At 63.8% G+C, this 20,740-nt stretch carries 20 protein-coding genes; 11 read left to right on the forward strand and 9 right to left on the reverse strand.

The features are described from left to right. The first annotated feature begins 132 nt into the window (after positions 1-132). The 7 genes from NKJ15_RS25230 (at position 133) to NKJ15_RS25260 (ending at position 7,401) form a co-directional block, all read left to right on the forward strand. Complete coding sequence (locus NKJ15_RS25230; RefSeq protein ID WP_352471085.1) at positions 133-1,623, forward strand: replicative DNA helicase; 1,491 nt, start codon at positions 133-135, stop codon at positions 1,621-1,623. 168 nt (positions 1,624-1,791) lie between these two features. Further along, positions 1,792-3,210, forward strand: a complete 1,419-nt coding sequence (radA, locus tag NKJ15_RS25235; protein ID WP_352615843.1) for a DNA repair protein RadA — start codon at positions 1,792-1,794, stop codon at positions 3,208-3,210. 47 nt (positions 3,211-3,257) lie between these two features. After that, on the forward strand, positions 3,258-3,929 hold the full coding sequence (locus NKJ15_RS25240; RefSeq protein WP_023677716.1) for a CvpA family protein: 672 nt from the start codon (positions 3,258-3,260) through the stop codon (positions 3,927-3,929). 125 nt (positions 3,930-4,054) lie between these two features. Continuing rightward, the gene (gene purF, locus NKJ15_RS25245; RefSeq protein WP_023677717.1) at positions 4,055-5,524 is read left to right on the forward strand and encodes an amidophosphoribosyltransferase; all 1,470 of its coding nucleotides are present in this window, start codon (positions 4,055-4,057) and stop codon (positions 5,522-5,524) included. Between the two features lie 74 nt (positions 5,525-5,598). Next, the gene (locus NKJ15_RS25250) at positions 5,599-6,339 is read left to right on the forward strand and encodes an SDR family NAD(P)-dependent oxidoreductase (RefSeq protein ID WP_254820236.1); all 741 of its coding nucleotides are present in this window, start codon (positions 5,599-5,601) and stop codon (positions 6,337-6,339) included. An 80-nt stretch (positions 6,340-6,419) separates the two neighbouring features. Beyond that, a complete protein-coding gene (locus tag NKJ15_RS25255) occupies positions 6,420-7,049 on the forward strand; it encodes a hypothetical protein (RefSeq protein WP_352615848.1) in 630 nt (209 codons plus the stop codon). A gap of 130 nt (positions 7,050-7,179) precedes the next feature. Continuing rightward, positions 7,180-7,401 carry a hypothetical protein gene (locus NKJ15_RS25260; protein WP_254820234.1) on the forward strand — a complete coding sequence of 74 codons (222 nt, stop codon included), beginning with the start codon at positions 7,180-7,182 and terminating at the stop codon, positions 7,399-7,401. 34 nt (positions 7,402-7,435) lie between these two features. Here the strand turns inward: NKJ15_RS25260 and NKJ15_RS25265 are convergent, their stop codons facing one another. Further along, positions 7,436-7,942, reverse strand: a complete 507-nt coding sequence (locus NKJ15_RS25265) for an OsmC family protein (protein ID WP_352501843.1) — start codon at positions 7,940-7,942, stop codon at positions 7,436-7,438. Between the two features lie 320 nt (positions 7,943-8,262). On the opposite strand from NKJ15_RS25265, the gene NKJ15_RS25270 reads away from it, so the two are divergent. Further along, complete coding sequence (locus NKJ15_RS25270; protein WP_502906943.1) at positions 8,263-9,171, forward strand: DMT family transporter; 909 nt, start codon at positions 8,263-8,265, stop codon at positions 9,169-9,171. A gap of 195 nt (positions 9,172-9,366) precedes the next feature. On the opposite strand, the gene NKJ15_RS25275 is transcribed toward NKJ15_RS25270, so the two are convergent. Continuing rightward, positions 9,367-10,221 (reverse strand): LysR substrate-binding domain-containing protein, encoded by an 855-nt coding sequence (locus tag NKJ15_RS25275; protein ID WP_352818246.1) that lies wholly within the window; start codon positions 10,219-10,221, stop codon positions 9,367-9,369. Positions 10,222-10,335: 114 nt separating this feature from the next. Here NKJ15_RS25275 and NKJ15_RS25280 point away from each other — a divergent pair, with 114 nt between their 5' ends. Beyond that, positions 10,336-10,743, forward strand: a complete 408-nt coding sequence (locus NKJ15_RS25280; protein WP_352615858.1) for a tautomerase family protein — start codon at positions 10,336-10,338, stop codon at positions 10,741-10,743. A 141-nt stretch (positions 10,744-10,884) separates the two neighbouring features. Continuing rightward, positions 10,885-13,107: an AMP-binding protein gene (locus NKJ15_RS25285; protein WP_352615925.1), complete on the forward strand. Its 2,223-nt coding sequence runs from the start codon at positions 10,885-10,887 to the stop codon at positions 13,105-13,107. Positions 13,108-13,228: 121 nt separating this feature from the next. Here the strand turns inward: NKJ15_RS25285 and NKJ15_RS25290 are convergent, their stop codons facing one another. The 3 genes from NKJ15_RS25290 to NKJ15_RS25300 form a co-directional block, all read right to left on the reverse strand. Then, complete coding sequence (locus NKJ15_RS25290) at positions 13,229-13,492, reverse strand: hypothetical protein (protein WP_352471079.1); 264 nt, start codon at positions 13,490-13,492, stop codon at positions 13,229-13,231. A 224-nt stretch (positions 13,493-13,716) separates the two neighbouring features. Continuing rightward, entirely contained in the window at positions 13,717-14,532 is an 816-nt protein-coding gene (locus NKJ15_RS25295) for a CDP-alcohol phosphatidyltransferase family protein (RefSeq protein WP_023677728.1), read from the reverse strand. Between the two features lie 3 nt (positions 14,533-14,535). Then, entirely contained in the window at positions 14,536-15,234 is a 699-nt protein-coding gene (locus NKJ15_RS25300; RefSeq protein WP_352615861.1) for a phosphatidylserine decarboxylase, read from the reverse strand. Positions 15,235-15,500: 266 nt separating this feature from the next. Between NKJ15_RS25300 and NKJ15_RS25305 the strand changes: the two genes are divergently transcribed. Next, positions 15,501-16,367 carry an SMP-30/gluconolactonase/LRE family protein gene (locus NKJ15_RS25305; RefSeq protein WP_352615863.1) on the forward strand — a complete coding sequence of 289 codons (867 nt, stop codon included), beginning with the start codon at positions 15,501-15,503 and terminating at the stop codon, positions 16,365-16,367. A 5-nt stretch (positions 16,368-16,372) separates the two neighbouring features. On the opposite strand, the gene NKJ15_RS25310 is transcribed toward NKJ15_RS25305, so the two are convergent. The 4 genes from NKJ15_RS25310 to NKJ15_RS25325 all read right to left on the reverse strand — a co-directional run bounded on the left by NKJ15_RS25310 (position 16,373) and on the right by NKJ15_RS25325 (position 20,655). Next, complete coding sequence (locus NKJ15_RS25310) at positions 16,373-16,720, reverse strand: antibiotic biosynthesis monooxygenase (protein ID WP_352471114.1); 348 nt, start codon at positions 16,718-16,720, stop codon at positions 16,373-16,375. An 89-nt stretch (positions 16,721-16,809) separates the two neighbouring features. Continuing rightward, positions 16,810-18,696, reverse strand: coding sequence for an ABCB family ABC transporter ATP-binding protein/permease (locus NKJ15_RS25315; RefSeq protein WP_352471076.1), 1,887 nt, complete (start codon positions 18,694-18,696; stop codon positions 16,810-16,812). Between the two features lie 19 nt (positions 18,697-18,715). Then, the gene (locus tag NKJ15_RS25320; RefSeq protein WP_352471075.1) at positions 18,716-19,090 is read right to left on the reverse strand and encodes an ArsR/SmtB family transcription factor; all 375 of its coding nucleotides are present in this window, start codon (positions 19,088-19,090) and stop codon (positions 18,716-18,718) included. 59 nt (positions 19,091-19,149) lie between these two features. Then, positions 19,150-20,655 carry a LysM peptidoglycan-binding domain-containing protein gene (locus tag NKJ15_RS25325; RefSeq protein WP_352615870.1) on the reverse strand — a complete coding sequence of 502 codons (1,506 nt, stop codon included), beginning with the start codon at positions 20,653-20,655 and terminating at the stop codon, positions 19,150-19,152. Between the last annotated feature and the right edge of the window lie 85 nt (positions 20,656-20,740).

The raw sequence follows: 20,740 nt of genomic DNA on the forward strand, positions 1-20,740 counted from the left end.
TTCTTTCCACCGAAAGATCCTGGCTGTGAATCGCGGGCATCAAAGTTGGTTGGTTGGGGACTGATGCAGATAAGTCATCACCGACTTGTCTCGTTCTGATATCGAAAGACGGGGATCAGGACCGGGGACATCATGGCAGAGGCAGCACGAAAATTCGGCGTGGCGGAAACACCGCTCTATCGCGAGGCGCCGAACAATATCGAGGCCGAGCAGGCGCTGCTCGGCGCCATACTGGTCAACAACGATGCCTTCTACCGCGTCTCCGACTTCCTGAAGCCCGGCCATTTCTACGAGCCGCTGCATAGAAAGATCTTCGAGGTCGCGGCCGAGCTCATCCGCATGGGCAAGATTGCGACGCCGATCACGCTGAAGACCTTCCTGCCGGCCGACGAGAAGGTCGGCGACATGACGGTGGCGCAATATGTCGTGCGGTTGGCGGTCGAGGCCGTCACCGTCGTCAACGCCACCGACTATGGCCGCGCCATCTACGATCTGGCGACGCGGCGCGCGCTGATCACTGTCGGCGAGGACATGGTCAACATCGCCTATGACGCGCCGGTCGACATGTCGCCCTCCGACCAGATCGAGGATGCCGAGCGGCGCCTGTTCGAATTGGCCGAAACCGGCCGCTACGATGGCGGCTTCGAGAGCTTCACCGATGCCGTCAAGACCGCCGTCGACATGGCCAATGCGGCTTATATGCGCGACGGGCATTTGTCGGGCGTTGCTACCGGCTTGCGCGATCTCGACCGCCGCATGGGCGGCCTGCAGTCGTCCGACCTGATCATCATTGCCGGCCGCCCCGGCATGGGCAAGACTTCGCTCGCCACCAATATCGCCTTCAACATCGCCGAGGCCTATGTCCCGGCGCAGCAGGCGGACGGCTCGTTCAAGGCGGCCAATGGCGGCGTCGTCGGCTTCTTTTCGCTCGAAATGTCATCCGAACAGCTGGCCACCCGCATTATTTCCGAACAGACGGAAATCCCGTCGTCGAAAATCCGGCGCGGCGAGATCAGCGAGATGGATTTCGAAAAGCTGGTCGCCTGCTCGCAGACAATGCAGAAAATCCCGCTGTTCATCGACCAGACGGGCGGCATTTCCATCGCTCAGCTGTCGGCCCGCGCGCGTCGCCTGAAGCGCCAGCGCGGCCTCGACGTCATCGTTATCGACTATATCCAGCTGATGCAGGGATCGAGCGCGAAATCCTCGCAAAACCGCGTCCAGGAAATCACCGAGATCACCACCGGCCTCAAGGCACTAGCCAAGGAGCTGGCGGTGCCGATCATCGCGCTGTCGCAGCTGTCGCGCCAGGTCGAGAGCCGCGACGACAAGCGCCCGCAGCTTTCGGATCTGCGCGAATCGGGCTCCATCGAGCAGGACGCCGACGTGGTGCTGTTCGTCTACCGCGAGGAATATTATCTGAAGAACCGCGAGCCGAAGCCGGGCACCGACGAATACATCAAATGGGAACACGAGATGAACGAGATGCGCGGCAAGGCCGAGGTCATCGTCGCCAAACAGCGCCACGGCCCAACGGGATCGGTCAGCCTCGCCTTCCAGGGCGAGTTCACCCGCTTCTCGGACCTTGCGGAAGAGCATCATATTGCGGAGAGGTTTGAGTAAGCGTTTGGCAGATGTCGCAACAAGAATGCGGGAGTACGGCGTTCCTTCACGCCCCCCTCTGTCCTGCCGGACATCTCCCCCACGAGGGGGGAGATTGGAGATGTCCGGCAGGACAGAGGGGGGCGCTGTCCCGCCGACCTGTCTTTCAATTGTCGCAGGCCGCGCCTGATGGCCAAATCCCGCGTCCAGTTCATCTGCCAGAATTGCGGCTCCGTGCATCAGCGCTGGGCCGGCAAATGCGATGCCTGCGGCGAGTGGAACACGCTGGTCGAAGAAGGCACGGCAGGCGGCATCGGCTCGGGCCCGGCCAACATGCGCAACGCCCGCAAGGGCCGCGCGGTGGTGCTGACCAGCCTGTCCGGCGATATCGAGGACGCGCCGCGCATCGTCTCCGGCATCGGCGAGCTCGACCGCGCCACCGGCGGCGGCTTCGTGCGCGGCTCGGCGCTGCTGGTCGGCGGCGATCCCGGCATCGGCAAGTCGACGCTGCTCACCCAGGCCGCGGCCGCGCTGGCGGCAAAGGGCCACCGCATCGTCTATGTCTCGGGCGAAGAGGCGGTCGCGCAGATCAGGCTGCGCGCCCAGCGGCTCGGCGTCGCCGACACCCCGGTCGAGCTCGCCGCCGAAACCAATGTCGAGGACATCCTCGCCACCATCGCCGATGGTAAGCGGCCGGATCTGGTCATTCTCGATTCGATCCAGACGCTGTGGACCGATATGGCCGATTCGGCGCCCGGCACGGTGACCCAGGTGCGTGCCGCCGCCCAGGCGATGATCCGCTACGCAAAATCCACAGGGGCGGCGATCGTTCTGGTCGGCCACGTCACCAAGGAGGGCCAGATCGCCGGACCGCGCGTCGTCGAGCACATGGTCGACGCGGTACTCTATTTCGAGGGCGAAGGCGGCCACCACTACCGCATCCTGCGCACGGTCAAGAATCGCTTCGGGCCGACCGATGAGATCGGTGTCTTCGAAATGTCGGACAAGGGCTTGCGGGAAGTCGCCAACCCGTCCGAGCTTTTCCTCGGTGAGCGCCATGCGAAGTCGCCGGGTGCCGCGGTTTTCGCCGGCATGGAAGGCACACGGCCGGTGCTGGTCGAGATCCAGGCGCTGGTGGCGCCATCGACGCTGGGCACACCGCGCCGCGCCGTCGTCGGCTGGGACGGTGCCCGGCTGTCGATGATCCTGGCGGTTCTGGAAGCCCATTGCGGCGTCCGCTTCGGCACGCACGACGTCTATCTCAACGTTGCCGGCGGCTACCGCATTTCGGAGCCGGCGGCCGACCTGGCAGTGGCGGCGGCACTGGTTTCCTCGCTCACCGGTCTTGCCCTTCCCGCCGATTGCGTCTATTTCGGCGAAATCAGCCTGTCGGGTGCGGTGAGGCCGGTTGCGCATGCGCAGCAGCGCCTCAAGGAAGCCGAAAAGCTGGGTTTCGGACGCGCGGTTCTGCCCTTGGGCAGCGAGGAACTTGTTGGTGGTAATGCGGTCGGGGGGATCGGAGCCAGCGCTTTCCAGCCCACCGAGCTTGCCGATCTCGTGGCGCGAATAGCCGGCTCTCGGCGCAGCCGCGCCGACGAGCAAGAGTGATGCGGCTCGTCGGGCCGTGAAAAAGAGATCGGAGTGGGGCGAAAAACATGCCGATTACGCTGCTTGACGGAATTCTCGTCGGCTTCACCCTGGTCTCGGCGATGCTCGCTATGGTTCGCGGCTTTTCGCGCGAGATCCTGTCGATCATCTCCTGGGCAGCCGCCGCGGCCGCCGCCTTCTTCTTCTACAAGCCGGTGCTGCCTTACATTCAGCCCTATGTCGACAACGAAAAGGCCGCCATGGCGGCGGCCGCCGGTATCGTCTTCATTGTCGCGCTGATCGTCGTTTCGGTCATCACCATGAAGCTCGCCGACTGGATCATCGATTCCAGGATCGGCGCGCTCGATCGTACACTTGGCTTCCTCTATGGCGCGGCGCGCGGCATCCTGGTCGTCGCTGTCGCGCTGCTTTTCTTCAATTGGCTGGCCGGCGCCAAGGCTCCAGGCTGGATTGCCAACGCCAAGTCAAAGCCATTGCTCGAATCGATCGGCGCCAAGCTCGAAAGCCTGCTGCCCGAGGATCCGGAAAACGCCATCCTCAACAAGCTCAATCCGAATCAGCCGGCCACCGAGACGCCTCTGGCCCCCGACGCGCCTGCAGCGGAAGCCCCTGCCGCCGGCGACGACGCCACTGCTCCGGCACCCGACGACAGCGATGCGCCGCCGGCCGACAATGCGCCCGCGACGCCGGCACCTGCAAACCCGGCGCCGGCAAACTGATTTCGACGGACTTGCCAGGCTCAAGACTGTCGATCATGTGAACGCCGCACGACGTGCGTTGCTTTCGATGCGCTATGACCTTATATGGCGACTTTAGCGGAGCTTGAGCCCCAATGGCAGCCTCAGTGGCAGACGCAGATGACGTGCTTTCCGCCGAAGCCGATGACCATTTCCACGACGAATGCGGCGTGTTCGGCATTTTCGGCCGGCAGGACGCCGCAGCCATCGTAACGCTCGGTCTGCATGCGTTGCAGCATCGAGGCCAGGAAGCGGCCGGCATCGTTTCCTATGACGGCACCCAATTCCATGTCGAACGCCATGTCGGCCTGATCGGCGACACCTTTACTAAGCAGCGTGTCATCGACAGCCTGCAAGGCAACCGTGCTATCGGCCACACACGCTATGCCACCACCGGCGGCGCCGGTCTGCGCAATATCCAGCCTTTCTTCGCCGAACTTGCCGATGGCGGCTTTGCCGTCGCCCATAACGGCAATCTCACCAACGCCATGACCGTTCAGCGCGCCCTGCAGAAGCAAGGCGCCATCTTCTCTTCCACCTCCGACACCGAAACGCTCCTGCACCTGGTTGCCACCAGCAAGGAGCGCGACCTGAATTCGCGCTTCATCGATGCGGTGCGCCAAGTCGAAGGCGCCTTCTCGCTGGTGGCGATGACGTCCAAGAAGATGATCGGGTGCCGCGACCCGCTCGGCATCCGCCCGCTGGTGCTCGGCGATCTCGACGGCGCCTGGATTCTCGCCTCCGAGACCTGCGCGCTCGATATTATCGGTGCGCGTTTCGTGCGCGACCTGAAGCCCGGCGAAATGGTCGTCGTCACCAGCAAGGGCATCGAAAGCCTGTTCCCGTTCGAGCCGCAGAAGACCCGCTTCTGCATCTTCGAATATGTCTATTTCGCGCGGCCGGATTCGTCGGTCGAAGGCCGCAACGTCTATGAAGTGCGCAAGCGCATCGGCGCCGAGCTGGCGCAGGAAAGTCCGGTCGAGGCCGACATCGTCGTGCCGGTGCCGGATTCGGGCACGCCGGCGGCGATCGGCTTTTCGCAGGCCGCGGGCATTCCGTTCGAGCTCGGCATCATCCGCAATCACTATGTTGGCCGCACCTTCATCCAGCCCGGCGATTCGATCCGCCACATGGGTGTCAAGCTCAAGCACAACGCCAATCGCCGCATGATCGAAGGCAAGCGTGTGGTGCTGGTCGACGATTCGATCGTGCGCGGCACCACCAGCCAGAAGATCGTCCAGATGGTGCGCGATGCCGGCGCCAAGGAAGTGCATATGCGCATCGCTTCGCCACCGACGCGCGCCTCCTGCTTTTACGGCGTCGACACACCGGAAAAGTCGAAGCTGCTGGCGTCGCGCATGTCGGTGGAGGAGATGGCCGAGTTCATCCGCGTCGATTCGCTCGGCTTCCTGTCGATCGACGGGCTCTACCGCGCCGTCGGCGAGGCCGGCCGCGACAACGAGCAGCCGCAATTCTGCGACGCCTGCTTCACCGGCCAGTATCCGACCCGGCTTGCCGACTTCGAAGGCTCCGACAATGTGCGCACGCTGTCGCTGTTAGCGGCCGGCGGGTCATAGGCCTTGCCGGTCCGTTTGTCTCCCTCCCCTTAGCCCCTCACGGCGGTTTCACCTTGCCTGTCGGAATCCATCGTATGAGCCTTGACCTCTCCGGCCGCGTTGCGGTCGTCACCGGCGCCTCGCGCGGCATCGGCTATTTCATCGCCAGGGAGCTTGCCGCGGCCGGTGCGCATGTGATTGCGGTTGCTCGCACCGTCGGCGGGTTGGAAGAACTCGACGACCAGATCAAGGCAGGTGGCGGACAGGCGACGCTGGTACCGCTCGATCTTGCCGACATGGCGGGGATCGACCGGCTGGGCGGCGCCATCCACGAGCGCTGGGGCAAGCTCGACATACTGGTCGCCAACGCCGCCGTGCTCGGCGTCATCGCCCCGATCGGCCATGTCGAGGCCAAGACCTTCGAGAAGGTGATGACCATCAACGTCACCGCAACATGGCGGCTGATCCGCTCGGTCGACCCGCTGCTCAGGCTTTCCGATGCCGGCCGTGCTATTGTGCTGAGCTCCAGCCTTGCCCACTCCGCACGCGCCTTCTGGGCGCCTTATGCGGCGTCGAAGGCGGCGGTCGAGGCCATGACGCGTTCATGGGCGCATGAGACCGAAAACCTCCCGCTCAGGGTCAATGCCGCCGATCCCGGGGCAACGCGCACCGCGATGCGGGCGCAGGCGGTACCCGGCGAGGATCCTGAAACACTGCCGCACCCTTCGGAGATCGCCAAGCGAATCGTGCCGCTGGCCAGCCCCACGCTCAAGGAGACCGGGCTGATCTTCCAGGCCAAGCACAATCGCTTTGTCGCCTACCGGCAGCCGGAGTAGCCACACATCGCATTTTGCCGGAAGAATTGCGCCGGCACCAACGTTGTTCGGGTGCCACAATTCGAGAAACGGAGGACCAAATGCGGAGACTGCTTCTCTTGACTGCCACCGCGCTGCTTGCAGTGATCGGCGCCGCGTCGTCGCAGGAGGCAACGATGAGCTTTTTCGTCACCAGCGTCGGCTCCGGCAAAGGCGCCGATCTCGGCGGTCTCGCCGGCGCCGACGCCCATTGTAGTTCACTGGCCGAAGCCGCGGGCGTTACCGGCAAGACATGGCGCGCCTATCTCTCGACCAGCGATACCGATGCACGCGACCGTATCGGCAAAGGCCCGTGGTTCAACGCCAAGGGCGTCAAGATCGCCGATGATGTCGCTTCCCTGCATAGCGATGCCAACGCTATCACCAAACAGACGGCACGCGACGAAAAGGGCCAAATGGTCAACGGCCGCGGCGACACGCCCAACCGGCACGACGTGTTGACCGGCTCCAAGCCGGATGGCACGAAAATAGCCGACCAGACCTGCGGCGACTGGACGCTGAGCGGAGCAGAAGGTGTGGCGATGATGGGTCATCACGATCGTACCGGCCTCGATGGCTCGGCAGCCGCCAAATCGTGGAATTCCTCGCATGCGTCACGCGGTGGCTGCAGCCAGGAGGCGCTGAAGGGCACCGGCGGCGACGGCCTGTTCTATTGTTTTGCGGTGAACTGAACCAAAACGACCCGACATCACGTGGCTGTGATGCCGTGGCTTAACGCCGCGCTTTGGCCCAGCTTTCGCCGCTGGGCCGGAGTTGCTAGGATCGTGCGACTCCCAAAACAAGCAGAGCGAGGAAATACTCATGGCGGCACCGAGCGTAGCGTTAGTCTGGTATCTGGTGATCGCCGGCCCGCAAGGCGGCATGGTCGTGCTGCCCAGCACATTCGACACCCGCGAACAGTGCGCCTTCGCCATAACCGAATACCAGAAGCAACCGACGCCGGCCGGCTGGTCGGTGCAGTGCGTGCCGAGCGCCTCGCCCTTCGCCGACGAGGGCGACGCCGAGGAGCCGTCGGCGCAGTAGGACAGCGTGATCTCCCCCCTTGAGGGGGAGATCGTCAGCGTCGCGCGCTTACCGTCAGCTCCGGCTTCTGGCTGATGGTCTGGAACACGACGCAGTAGCGCTCGGTCAGCTTGAGCAGCGCATCGATGCGCTCCTGCGGCTCGTCGGTGTCGAGGCCAAATGTCAGCCGGATGGCGCGGAAGCCAACCGGCGCATCCTTTGCCACGCCAAGCGTGCCGCGAAAGTCTAGGTCGCCTTCGGCCTCCACCGTGGCGGCCCCAAGCTTGAATTCCAGCGCCGTGGCCACCGCCTTCAGCGTGACGCCGGCGCAAGCCACCAGTGCCTCCAGCAGCATGTCGCCGGAGCAGAGTTCGAGCCCGGTGCCGCCGGTCGCCGGATGCAGCCCGGCAATGGCGATCGCCCTGCCTGTCTCGACCTTGCAGGCGATCGATTGGTCGTCGATCGAGCCTTTGGCGCGGAGAGTAATCAGCGCGCGCGAGGCGTTGTCGCGATAGGCCTCCTTCAGCGGCGCCTGCACGGCCTTCAATGCGATCGCATCCATTTTGTCGTCTCCCATAATTGCCCTGGCTTCGCTGCTTTACGGCTATGCCGCCTGCCCCAAACGCAAGTCCGCGCTGGCGTAGCGCTTGGCAGGGTTTCGCCCCTATAGCCTGGCGATACGGGAGCATCCAACGCCTTCACACCCTCTCTCGCAACATATTCATAAGGCAGCCGAACATATGGCCGATATCGCCATCGTGAAAACCCGCGAACGGGCTCTTGCCGGAATCCTGTTCACCGGGGCTGCCTACCTGCTGTTTTCGATGCAGGACGCCTCAAGCTGACACTATGGTGTCAGGAAGGGCAGCGTAGGCTGGTGAGATGACGGGATCGCTGGACATGCCATGCACAGTGGAAAGCGCCCGCGAGCGTACCCTCGGCATCATCCTGGTCTCGGCATCGGCGGCCGTCTTCGGCCTCACCGGCGTGCTGACCAAATTGATCCATGCCGACCCCCTGACCATTACCTGCTGGCGCGGCTTCGTCGGCTCGATCCTGATCAGCCTCTATGTCCTATGGCGCCGCCAGCGCTCCGGCGGTCGCGACAGCTTGCGGCTCGGCTGGCGAGGCTGGCTGCTGGCGATCGAGGGCGCGCTCGCAAGCATCGCCTTTATCTCGGCGTTCAAGTTCACCTTTGTCGCCAATGTCGCGATCATCTATGCCACGGCCCCGTTCGTCACCGCGCTGCTGGCCCTCCTGTTGGTCCGCGAGCCGTTCCGGCTGCAGACGCTTGCCGCCGCCGCTGTGTCATTATGCGGTGTGGCAATCATGGTCTGGTCCGGCTTCGGCACCGGCCATTTGTTCGGCGACGGGCTGGCGCTGCTGATGACGATCGGCAGCGCGCTCTACATGATCATGGTGCGCGCCTTCCGCGACACGCCGGTGGTGTGGGCGGGTGCGGTGTCGGCATTCCTTTTGTTCGTGCTCGGCTGGTTCGTCGCCGATCCGCTGGCTGTCTCGGCCAGGGACGCTGTGCTTCTAGCCACCTTCGGCGCCTCGTTCGCGCTGGCTTCGATCCTGTGGACGGAGGGCACCCGGCTTATTCCGGCGGCCGAGTCCGGATTGCTGGGTTCAGCTGAAGTGCCATTCGCGATCCTGTTGGCCTTCCTGTTCCTGGCGGAGATCCCGCCGGCAGCCAGCATGGTCGGTGGCGCCATCGTGCTTTGCGCGGTGTTCGCTCACGCCGGCCGCGACTGGCTGATGGCCAGGCAGCGCGCAGCGGATGCATGACCAATCTTCGCCGCGTCCGAGCGCGAGTTGGTGGTCCGATCACGAGAAATCCGGTCCTGAAAATTAATTGAAAAGTCATGGAACCATCATAGGGCTCAGGCATTATGGCTGCGACGGGCCACCCCAAGTCCCCCCAAACCCCTCGGCCCGTCCTACTCAGAAGCCGACCGCAAGGTCGGCTTTTTCTTTGCTGGCTCAATTGGCCAAGGCCAGGTTGCCGCTGAACAACGCTGCCAGATCCTGCGCCGGCCGGTCGGCATCCTCACGCAAGCGGACGGCGAATTCGGCGACCGGCACCGGCGGCAGATCAAGATCGCTCGGCGCCTCGACGATGCCGGAATGAGCGAAGCGCGCCGTCCTCAACGTCAAGGCGATGCCGGCGTGCACCGCCGTACGCAGGCCGGCAAGGCTGGCACTGCCGGCAGCAATGCGGTAGCGACGGCCGGCCGCATCGAGTGCACTGGTCGCCGCTTCGCGAAACCCGCAATGGGGATCGAGCAGCGCCAGGGGCAGTTCGTCGTGGCGGGTGGCCAGCCCGTTCTGTGAGCAAAGCCAGATCATTGGTTCCTTGAGCACACCGACTTCGTCCCGTGTCGGCACCTGCCGCATGGCAATGGCCAGATCAAGGGTGCCGGCCTGCAAAGCCTGCGCCAGTTCGGCGGAACGGCCGACGCGCAGTTCGATCCTGACGCGCGGATGGCTGACAGCAAAAGCCCTGAGAAGCTGCGGCAAGCCGCTGTCGGCGAAATCCTGCGTGGTGCCGATGGCGACGCGCCCGTCGGCGTGCGCGCCTTTGAGGGCCAGCCACGCCTCGCGGTGCGCGGCAAGGATGCGACGCGCGTGAACGATCAGATCCTCGCCTGCCGGCGTCAGGCCGCGCCCTCGCCCCTGCGGCACCAGCAGCGGTTCGCCGACAACATCCTCCAGCCGCTGCATCTGCGCGGTCACTGCGGACGGCGAGCGACCGACGATCGACGCGGCCCGCGCCAGGGAACCGCCATCGACGAAAGCGAGGAAAGTCTTGAGGAGGTCGGGATCGAACACCTGCATAATTCGATATTATCAAAGTGTTTATCAAAAACAATTCGATTTTTTTGATCAAAGGACGATGGCATGATCTTCTCGACGGCGAAGAGGCGCCGCTTGAAACCGAGGAGAAGAAACATGCCGATCATCAATGTCAGCGTTACCGGCAAGCCCGATGCCGCTTTGTCCGCCGCCATTGCCAAGGAAGTGACCGAACTGACGGCCACGCATTTACGCAAGGACGCGACGATCACAGCTGTTGCCATTTCCTATCACGACCCGGAGCACTGGTTCGCCGGCGGCAAGTCGCTGGCCGACCATGGCACCAACACGGCCTGGCTCGACATCAAGGTTGTCGACGGTACCAACACCAAGCTCGAACTGGAGGCGTATCTGCAGGCAATTTTCGCGGCATTCGACCGGCTGCTGGGTAAGGTGCATGAGGAAAGCTACGCGCTCGTGCATGAAGTGCCTGCGGCCGCCTATGGCTTTGGCGGCAAGACGCAGGAATTCCGCTTCATCAGCGGAAGGATGAAAGCGGCGTAGCTGCGGTAAGCAGCCGAGCCGAATCAAATATAGGAGAGAAGGAAAAATGGAGCCGCATTGACGTTGATCCAACTTCGGCTAGGTTCTCACCCGAAGCGGCCACTGAAGAGCCGCGACATGAGATCGTTGGGAGATGCGGCGATGATCCTGACACTGGCGCTGCTTGCGGGTCTTGTCGCGGCCTGGCTGCTGATCGGCGTGGTGGAGAAGTTCCGCCTCGGCCTGCGTTTGAGCCAGGCGCTGCTCTACGTGCCGTTCAAGCTCGCCTACCGGATCAGCGACGAGCGCATCAAGATTGCGCGCAGGTCGGTGGCCCCGGTCATCTATGTCATCTGGCATCAGTCACGCATCGAGCCGGCGCTGATGCTGTCGCTGCTGCCGGAGGACACTCTGCACATCCTCGACCAGGCTTCGGCCAGATCGCCGTGGCTGGAGCCGTGGCGCGAGCTCGGCCGCACCATCGCCTTCAACGCCGAGCATGTCTTCGTCAGCCGCAGATTGGTGCGGGTGCTGAAGGGCAAGGGCCGGCTCGCCGTTTACCTGCCGGATGCGGTCGAGCCAGACGTCAAGTCGTTTCGGTTGTTTCGCGCCATCACCCGTATCGCCATGCAGGCCGACGCCCGTATCGTGCCGATCTTCGTTGCCGGCGCACGCAGCCTGCCGGCCTCGCTGACGCCGGCGGACAAGGCGCCGCGCCATTGGTTTCCGCAGCTGTCGATCAGCGCGCTGGAGCCGATGACCATCGCCGAGCTGGTGGCGCGGAACCCAGATCAGGCCTCCAACACCAATGCGCTGTTTGATCGCTTCGCCGAGGCCAGGCTTTTCGGCAGTGATCTCGACCGAGGGCTGTTCCTCGCCATGCGCGATGCGGCCGACCGCGTTGGCGCTTCGCACCCAATAATCGAGGACGTCATTGGCGGTGCCCTGAGCTACCGGAAAGTGTTCATCGGCGCCAGGGTTTTGGGCCGACGGTTCGAGGCAATAACAGCGCCGGGCGAAGCGGTTGGGCTGCTCCTGCCCAACGCCAATGGCGTTGTGCTGTCGTTCGTCGGACTTCTGTCGGCAGCGCGGGTGGCAGCAATGATCAACTATACCGCCGGCCCGGCCAGCGTCACCGCCGCCATCCGCACGGCAATGATCCGCACCGTGGTCTCCTCACGCGCCTTTGTCGAAAAGGCCAACCTCGCCGACATCGTCGAGGCGGTGGAAAAGGGCGGGGCGAAACTGCTGTGGCTGGAGGATGTCCGCGCAAGCGTGACCGTGCTGGACAAGGCCGCAGCCGCCTTGCTGTGGCGCCGGCCGTTGCAGCGCCAGGATGCGGCCAAGCCGGCGGTGATCCTGTTCACCTCCGGCTCGGAAGGCACGCCCAAGGCCGTGGTGCTGTCGCACCGGAATCTTCTTGCCAATGCGATGCAGGCGGAAGCCCGCGTCACCATCTCGCCGGCCGATATCCTGCTCAACGTGCTGCCGGTGTTCCACTCGTTCGGGCTGACCGGCGGCACCATCCTGCCGCTGGTCACCGGAGTAAAGCTGTTCCTCTACCCGTCACCGCTGCACTACAAACTTATTCCGGAGGTGGCGCGCAAGGTCCGGCCGACGGTGATGTTCGGCACCGACACGTTCCTCGCCAACTATGCCCGCACAGCCAAGGACGGCGATTTTTCCAGCCTGCGCTTCGTCGTGGCCGGTGCCGAGGCGGTAAAGCCGGAGACGCGCCGGGTTTACCGCGAGCGCTTCCAGGCCGAGATCATCGAAGGTTTTGGCTTGACCGAGGCCGCACCAGTGGTTGCCGTCAACACCGCCATCCACGGCCGCGACGGAACGGTCGGGCGGCTGCTGCCGGCCATGCGCATGAAACTCGAACCGGTCGAAGGCATCAGCGACGCCGGCCGGCTGTGGCTCGACGGGCCGAACCTGATGATGGGCTACATGACCGGCGACCGGCCGGGCGAGTTGCAGCCGTTCGAAGGCTGGCACGACACCGGCGATATCGTTTCGGTCGATCGCGAAGGCTTCATCACCATTCGCGGCCGCGCCAAGCGCTTCGCCAAGATAGCCGGCGAGATGGTATCGCTTGGCGCGGTCGAGATGCTGGTGCAGTCGCTGTGGCCGGAAGAGCATCACGCCGTGGTGGCAGTGCCGGACAAGCGGCGCGGCGAGCGCCTCGTTCTGGTCACCACGGCCGACAATGCCGATCCCGACGAATTGCGGGAATTCGGCAAAAAAGCCGGGGCGGCCGAACTGATGGTGCCGAACGACATCGTCAAGGTCGAGGAGATCCCGGTACTGGGCTCCGGCAAGACCGACTATGTCTCGACTAGAAAGCTGGCGCTCGAGAGGCTGGGACTGAGCGCAGCCGCCTGAGGCTTGCTGTCGAAAATTCTAAAGCGCGTCGCGTTCGACCGGCCTTGTGCGACGCGCTTTAGATTCTTGTTTTTATGCATGTCGTTATCGCAAAACCGCTGCACACTTTTGCGCGAATGCATTAGAGGACTACCACCGACAACAGCAGAATGACGCCGACGGCCATCATCAGCAGGCCCGGCCAGTTCTGCGACAGGCCGAGAAAACGGAGCCCGCGTCGTCGCGGCTCCAGAGTCGGACCTGGTGTTGCGAGATTGGGCGTCGGACTGTCCGGCGCGGTGGAGACAGCGGCCGGCTCACTAAGCCGCCCGCGCATGATGGCCGCAATCGCCATATACACGAGGCCGGCGACAGTCAGTAACGCGCCGATGAGGATGACAGCCATTTCTCCTCGTTTTCCGATGGTTCTGCGCCCGATGCGGCAGCTTGCGCTACGTTGACGACGTATCACGAGCAGCCGCTCAGGCGGACCTACCAACACAAACGGTCTAGCCGCCCAGCAAGTTCCGAAAACGGGGTTTTTGAGGTGCGTTCCACAGCGCCGCGTGCTCTGCGAGCCTTTTTGGAATCATGCACTGCCAGGCGCAACGCGAACTGGCACCAAATCCGTCAGCCAATATCCGAGGACGGCACCTTCTCGCCTTCGCGCTTGGCGCGTCTCGAATAGGCCCGCACGCTGAACGGCAAGAAGACCAGATAGCCGGCAACCGAGGCCGTCAGCGTATACCAGGGATAGGTCATCAAAAGCAGGACGTAGAGGACGACTGCGAGGATGATCGGCAGCACCCTGTCGCCCGGTATCCTGACGCTCTTGCCGGAATAGACGGGCAGTCTGCTGACCAGCAGGAACGCCACCAATATTGTAAAGCCGGTGGCAATGAAGGCTGCCAGGCGGCTGGGTTCAAGCCCAAGCCTGAGGAAGAACAGATAGAGCGGCAGCATTACAAGCACCGCACCCGCCGGCGCCGGCACGCCGACGAAATATTCGGTTTGCCACTGCGGACGGTCGAGCTCTTCGTCGAGCACGTTGAAACGGGCAAGCCTCATCCCACAGGCGATGGTGAACAGCAGCGCGGCGATCCAGCCCGGCGAACCTGCCCTGTCGAGCAGAAAGGCATAGAGCACCAGCGCCGGTGCCACGCCGAAATTGACGATATCGGCCAGCGAATCCATCTGGGCGCCGAATTTGGAAGTCGCCTTCAGCATTCGCGCCAGACGGCCGTCGATACCATCCAGGAAGGCGGCGAGCAGCACCATCACCACCGCTGGCTCGAAGCGGCCCTCGAAGCCGAAGCGAATACCGGACAGGCCGGCGCAGATGGCAAGCACCGTGACCAGATTGGGCAGCACCATGCGCATCGGGATTTCGCGAATGCGCGGGCCACCGCCGCCATGCGCCTCGAATTTCTTGAACGGCGGCGCCACCGGTCAGGAGACCCGCACGAGCGGCGTTGCAGCAACGCCGCCGAATTCCGCCAGCACCGTCTCACCGCCAACCGCGGTCTGGCCGACGGCGACACGCGGCGTCGCGGTCGAGGGCAGGAACACATCGACGCGCGAGCCAAAGCGGATCAGCCCGAAGCGCTCGCCGGTGCCGATGGCGCCGCCGGGCTCGGCCCAGCAGACGATGCGCCGCGCCACCAGGCCGGCAATCTGTACCGCGGCGACCGTTCCATTGGGGCTTTCGATGACCAGCCCGTTGCGCTCGTTCTCGGTGCTTGCCTTGTCGAGTTCGGCATTGAGGAATTTTCCTGGCCGATGCTCGATCCTGGAAATGCGGCCGCGCACCGGGGAGCGGTTCACGTGGCAGGAAAAGACGTTCATGAACACCGAGATGCGGGTCATTTCACCGCCGCCGAGGCCAAGCTCGCGCGGCGGCACGGCCGGGCCAACCGCCGAGACGATGCCGTCGGCCGGGCTGACAACCAGCCGGTCGTCGATCGGCGTGACACGCTCGGGATCGCGGAAGAAATAGGCGCACCAGGCCGTCAGGATGAGACCGATCCAGAACAGGGTCGAGGAGAAATAGCCAAGAAAGAGCGTCGCCGCGCCGAACGCAGCAATAAAGGGATAACCCTCGCGATGGATCGGAACGAACGCATTCTTGATCGTGTCAACGAGGCTCATGGGATGAGGGCAACCTTGGTTCCAAGTCCGGCCTCAATAGCGGAAACACCCCGCGGTCGCAACGCGACAATGAGAACGCTCGGGGGGTGGCGGTCGCCGCCGTTTCGGGATGCCGTTAGCAGCATCCGGACTGCCGAAGTGATCAACCGGAAATGTTCATTGCGATTGTCGGAACGCAGCACTCTCGCCCGTCCTTGGCAAGACAGCGCCTCTCATCGGCCTTTCGGCCATGACGATTTGCGCAAAAACCCGGAGGTTCTCGGCCCATGCAGAAATCAGTAGCCAGGCAAGTGCAAGTGGTGATGAACGGCTTGGCCTTCGGCGAGTCACCGCGCTGGCACGACGGCCGGCTGTGGCTCTGCAACTGGGGCACGGGCCAGATCATCGCCGTTGACGCCCTAGGCAACAGCGAGATCGTGCTCACCGTGCCGGCCACCCTGCCCTATTCCATTGACTGGCTTCCGGACGGGCGCCTGCTTGTCGTGTCCGGCCGCGAAGGGCTGATCCTCAGGCAGGAGGCAGACGGGACATTGGTCACCCATGCCGATCTGAGACAACTATCAAAGAGCCCGTGGAACGAGATCGTGGTCGATGGGCGCGGCAACATATACGTCAATGGCGGTGGGCCTGCTCCGGCCCTCGGCCAGCATTTCGGTCCCGGCACCATCGTGCAAGTTGCACCGGATGGCTCGGTTCAGCAGGTGGCTGAGAACCTCGCGTTTGCCAATGGCATGGCGGTGACGCCTGACAACAAGACGCTGGTCGTTGCCGAGTCCCACGCAAACCGGCTGACCGCCTTCGACATCGCTGCCGATGGTGGCCTTTCCAACCGCAGGATCTGGGCCAATCTCGGCAACGGTTTTCCCGACGGCATCTGCCTCGATGCCGAAGGTGCGGCCTGGTATGCCGACGTTCCGAACCGGCATTGCGTGCGGGTGCGCGAGGGCGGCGCGATGCTCGAAAGCGTCGATGTCGACCGCGGCTGCTTTGCCTGCATGCTCGGCGGCAGCGAGGGAAAAACGCTGTTCATCGTCGCCGCCGAATGGCGCGGCTTCGAACATATGATCAGCGATGCCCGTACCGGCCAAGTGCTCAGCGTCGACGCTACTGCGCCGGGCGCCGGCTGGCCGTAGAGAGCTTACATCCCGGGAATCCGCTGATAGTTGGCAATATCGGCCTTGACGCCAAGTCGCGAAATGGTCTCCTGAGGATTGAAGCCGCTGCGCTCATGCGCAGCCTTGATGATCGGCACGACCTTGTCGACGGCGGCCTGCCCTTCCCATTCGACAATGGTCACGAGGTTGAACTCGCCCGGCCCCGAGAATTGCTCGAGCAGGAAATCCTGGACGAACCCTTGCTGCTGGCGCAGCAATTCATGCGTCATCCGGACCTTGGCAAGAATCTCCTCGCGGGCGTTGGCCGGAACGACAAACTTGTCCACCCGGAATACGCTGCCGCCAGTACCTGCCTGATTTATCCCATTCATATCGATTGTCTCCGTTTTTGAACGACGCATTTTGCTGCGATCCAAAACGGCCTACGATCTCAACTTAAGTTGAGGTCAAGCACGAATTTTCAGCTCACCTCCGAGGTGCGGCGGCGGACGACGACGCCGAACTCGTCGCTTTCGCGGGCAATGCGCAGCCGCTCCTCGGCCTCGCTTGCCTCGCGCTGGCGGTCCCACATCGATGCATAAAGGCCGCGCTTGGCTATCAAGGCGACATGGGTGCCGCGCTCGGCGATCTGGCCATCCTGCAGGACGATGATCTCATCGGCCGAAATCACTGTGGACAGCCGATGGGCGATGACGAGGGTGGTGCGGCCCTGGCTGACCAGGTCGAGTGCCGCCTGGATCTCCTGCTCGGTGTGGCTGTCCAGCGCCGAGGTCGCCTCGTCGAGCATCAGGATCGGCGGTGCCTTCAAAATGGTGCGGGCAATCGCCACCCGCTGCTTCTCGCCGCCGGACAGTTTTAATCCGCGCTCGCCGACCATTGAGCGATAGCCGTCGGGCAGCCGCTCGATGAACGGTCCGATCTGGGCCAGTTCTGCCGCCTTGCGCACATCCTCCTCGCTGGCGCCGACGCGGCCGTAGCGGATATTGTAGGCGATGGTGTCGTTAAACAGCACCGTGTCCTGCGGCACCATGCCGATGGCAGCGCGCAAGCTCTCCTGCGTCACGTCGCGAATGTCCTGGCCGTCGATCAGAATCTGGCCGCGCTGGATGTCGTAGAAGCGAAACAAGAGCCGCGAAATGGTCGACTTGCCGGCTCCGGAGGGGCCGACGATGGCCACCGTCTTGCCAGCTGGCACCTCGAAGCTGATGCCCTTCAGGATCTTGCGGTTGGGGTCGTAGGAAAAATGTACGTCGCGGAACTCGACCCTGCCGGCATCGACGACCAGCGGATTGGCGCCCGGCCGATCGACGATCTCACGCTTGACGTCGAGCAGATCGAACATGTTTTCGATGTCGGTCAGGCCCTGGCGAATTTCGCGGTAGATCATGCCGATGAAATTCAGCGGCACCGAAAGCTGCATGAGCATGGCGTTGACGAAGACGAAATCGCCGACGCTCTGTGTGCCCGCCTTCACCTCGAGCGCCGACATCACCATGACGACGGTCATGCCGATACCGAAGATCACACCTTGGCCGAAGTTCAGCCAGCCAAGCGAGGTCCAGGTCCTGGTCGCCGCCAACTCGTAGCGCGCCGTGGACCGGTCGAACCGCTCGGCCTCCATGGTTTCGTTATTGAAATATTTGACTGTTTCGTAGTTGAGCAGCGAGTCGATCGCCTTCGTGCTGGCTTCATTGTCGCTTTCGTTCATCTCACGGCGGATCGAAATACGCCAATCGCTCGCCCTGACGGTGAACCAGACATAGAGCCAGACCGTGACCGCGATCACCAAGACGTATAGCCAGCCATAGGTGACGGCGAAGATGCCGGCGGTGAGCGCGAATTCGACGATTGTCGGCGCCGTCGCCAGCATGGTGAAGCGGACGATCGTCTCGATGCCCTTGGTGCCGCGCTCAATGACGCGCGACAGTCCGCCGGTGCGCCGTTCGAGGTGGAAGCGCAGCGACAGTTCGTGCATGTGCACGAAGGTGCGGAAGGCGAGCCGGCGGACCGCATGCTGGCCGACCCGTGCAAACAGGGCATCGCGTAACTGGTTGAAGCCGAGCTGCACCAGCCGCACCGCATTGTAGGCGACGACCAGCATGACCGGCGCCAGCAGCAGGGCCGGCAGCGGCGGCGGCGATTTGCTATCGCCGGCCAGTGCGTCGGTCGCCCATTTGAAGAAATAGGGTCCGGCCACCAGGGTCAGCTTGGCGACCACCAGCAGTACGGTGGCCCATACCACTCGGGCCCTCAGGTCGGCGCGGTCGGCCGGCCACATATAGGGCCAGAGATTGCGCAACGTTCTGAAGGTCGAGCCAGAATCTGCGGAAACGGTTTTCTCGGCCATTCTTGTTTACCTTATGATTTTAGCGGCCGGAGCAGCAGGAATCGACCAGCGCGGCCAGCGATGCCGAAACATCGGCGAGCGCGGCGCGGTCGAGCTCATAGCGGGAGCGCTGGCGGTCAGGCTCGAAGCGGATCAGCCCGGCCTCGACCAGGATCTTCAAATGCTGGGAAACGGTGGACTGCGCCAGGTCGAGATGCTCGACGACCTCGCGACAGCAGCAGGAACGGCTTGCGGAAAGGTGTTTGAGAATTTCGATCCGCGCTGGATGCGAAAGGGCCGCGAGCCGGACAGCGACAGCGCGGCTATCCGGCATGCAGTTGGCCGGCGTGCAGTTGGCCGGCGGGCGTTCATCTGCCGCGCGGCTTCGGTCCGTTACGAGGGGGGATTCGGTCATCGTCCATCGGCGATAAACGATGACTGGCCCTGCCGCAAGCTATCCTGATGGGCAGAAGGCTATTCGGCCTTGACTGGCGCCGTCGTCATCTGGTCGCCCATTGCCTTGAGATCGGCGGGCTCGCCTTCCTTCGATTTCTCCGGCACCTTGAACACCTGCCCCGGCCAGATGCGGTTCGGATTGCTGATCTGGTCCTGGTTGGCGAGATAGATGGTCGAGTAGCGCATGCCCTGGCCATAGACCCGCCGCGAAATCCGCCACAGCGTGTCATGGCGGCGGATGATGACTGCACCATCGGCATGTTCGAGCTTTGGCGCCACGGTCTCGGGCGTTTCGCCCGGAGGCGTTGCGACAGCCATTTCGGCCGGGGCCTCGGTTGCAGGAGTGGGGACAGTTGCGGGCGTTTCGGTGGCCGTTGCCGGTGCGCCTTCGGTCGCCGGAGCATTCGGCTCGGCTGGTTTTATCCCGGCAGGCTTCTGCTCGGCCGGCGCCACGGCCGCAACCGCCTCACCAGGCTCGCGCTCGAACGGCACAGCCGCACGGGCAACCACCGTCACGCCGTCGGCATCGAGCGCATCGACGTGGATGGTGTAGGTGCCGACCGGGATGTCGCGTGTCGCTTCGACCAGGAAGTGGCGGTCGGGCGAGGTCTTCGCGTCACCGAGCAGGATATCGTTGGCATACGCACGCACCTTGCGGCCGGGATCGGCGACGCCGGCAACGAAAATCTTGTTGCCGTCGATTTCGACAGCTTCGACGACGATCTTCCGCTCCGCCGCGGAAGTAGCGGGCGCTGCCGGTGTGGCGGGCGCTGCCGGAGCCGGCGCGGCTTCAACAGCGGCCGGCGCGGCAGGAGCAGACGCTGCTGGAACGTCAGCCGCCGGGGCGGCTGGCGCCGGCGCTGCGGCAGCCGGCAATTCGATGCCCGTGGCGGGTGGCTGAACGGCCGCCTGTTCGCCGACAGGCGGCGAGGCGTCAGATTTCGCCTGAGGGGCCGGAACAGTGAGCAGTTCGGACGGCTTGCCCGGCTCCTCGACCATTGCCAGCACCTGGCCGGTGGAATTCTGGGGGATCGAAACGACGGCGGTCTGCGCCGAGGCGGTCACGACATTGCCAGCCGTCGAGCGCAGTGTGATCGTGTAGTCGCCGGGCTTCAGCGGATCGTCGAGAATAATGGCAAAGGCGCCGTCGGGACCGGCGACCGTCGAGCCGAGCACAGCCGAACCGTTGAGAATCTCGACCTTGGCGTTGGGCGCCGCATTGCCGGCGACGACGATCGAGCCGTTGCTTTCGACGCGCACGATGTCGAAGGTCGGCACGATTGCACCTGCTGTGGCCGGCGCGGCGGGCGCTGCCGCATCGGTGGACGCGGCAGACGCAGGCGGCAGCCGGTCCTCGGTCGCCGGAGCGGCCGGTTTCGAAGCCGGCGGCGTCAGCGCCGCGACCTCCGCAGGCCGGGTAGAATTGAGATAGGGGTCGAGTGCGCCCGATACATAGGCGGTTCCCGCTGCTGCGACAGAGCCGCCAGCCGCGAACAAAAACGCCTTCAATGGATTAATTGCCATGTTTCCCTGCCCCTTAGCCACCTAATTTCGGTCTAGCCTGTTTTGCCAAAGCCGACAAGAAAAAGCCCGCCCCGGGGCTTGACCA

The sequence above is a fragment of the Mesorhizobium sp. M0207 genome (assembly GCF_040321995.1).
Taxonomy (GTDB): domain Bacteria; phylum Pseudomonadota; class Alphaproteobacteria; order Rhizobiales; family Rhizobiaceae; genus Mesorhizobium.

Bases quoted from the DNA above. Each gene is read 5' to 3' on its own strand.
- NKJ15_RS25230 (WP_352471085.1), top strand. From the start codon at position 133: ATGGCAGAGGCAGCACGAAAATTCGGCGTGGCGGAAACACCGCTCTAT.
- radA (WP_352615843.1), top strand. From the start codon at position 1,792: ATGGCCAAATCCCGCGTCCAGTTCATCTGCCAGAATTGCGGCTCCGTG.
- NKJ15_RS25240 (WP_023677716.1), top strand. From the start codon at position 3,258: ATGCCGATTACGCTGCTTGACGGAATTCTCGTCGGCTTCACCCTGGTC.
- NKJ15_RS25250 (WP_254820236.1), top strand. From the start codon at position 5,599: ATGAGCCTTGACCTCTCCGGCCGCGTTGCGGTCGTCACCGGCGCCTCG.
- NKJ15_RS25255 (WP_352615848.1), top strand. From the start codon at position 6,420: ATGCGGAGACTGCTTCTCTTGACTGCCACCGCGCTGCTTGCAGTGATC.
- NKJ15_RS25260 (WP_254820234.1), top strand. From the start codon at position 7,180: ATGGCGGCACCGAGCGTAGCGTTAGTCTGGTATCTGGTGATCGCCGGC.
- NKJ15_RS25265 (WP_352501843.1), bottom strand. From the start codon at position 7,942: ATGGATGCGATCGCATTGAAGGCCGTGCAGGCGCCGCTGAAGGAGGCC.
- NKJ15_RS25270 (WP_502906943.1), top strand. From the start codon at position 8,263: ATGACGGGATCGCTGGACATGCCATGCACAGTGGAAAGCGCCCGCGAG.
- NKJ15_RS25275 (WP_352818246.1), bottom strand. From the start codon at position 10,221: ATGCAGGTGTTCGATCCCGACCTCCTCAAGACTTTCCTCGCTTTCGTC.
- NKJ15_RS25280 (WP_352615858.1), top strand. From the start codon at position 10,336: ATGCCGATCATCAATGTCAGCGTTACCGGCAAGCCCGATGCCGCTTTG.
- NKJ15_RS25285 (WP_352615925.1), top strand. From the start codon at position 10,885: ATGATCCTGACACTGGCGCTGCTTGCGGGTCTTGTCGCGGCCTGGCTG.
- NKJ15_RS25290 (WP_352471079.1), bottom strand. From the start codon at position 13,492: ATGGCTGTCATCCTCATCGGCGCGTTACTGACTGTCGCCGGCCTCGTG.
- NKJ15_RS25300 (WP_352615861.1), bottom strand. From the start codon at position 15,234: ATGAGCCTCGTTGACACGATCAAGAATGCGTTCGTTCCGATCCATCGC.
- NKJ15_RS25305 (WP_352615863.1), top strand. From the start codon at position 15,501: ATGCAGAAATCAGTAGCCAGGCAAGTGCAAGTGGTGATGAACGGCTTG.
- NKJ15_RS25310 (WP_352471114.1), bottom strand. From the start codon at position 16,720: ATGAATGGGATAAATCAGGCAGGTACTGGCGGCAGCGTATTCCGGGTG.
- NKJ15_RS25315 (WP_352471076.1), bottom strand. From the start codon at position 18,696: ATGGCCGAGAAAACCGTTTCCGCAGATTCTGGCTCGACCTTCAGAACG.
- NKJ15_RS25320 (WP_352471075.1), bottom strand. From the start codon at position 19,090: ATGACCGAATCCCCCCTCGTAACGGACCGAAGCCGCGCGGCAGATGAA.
- NKJ15_RS25325 (WP_352615870.1), bottom strand. From the start codon at position 20,655: ATGGCAATTAATCCATTGAAGGCGTTTTTGTTCGCGGCTGGCGGCTCT.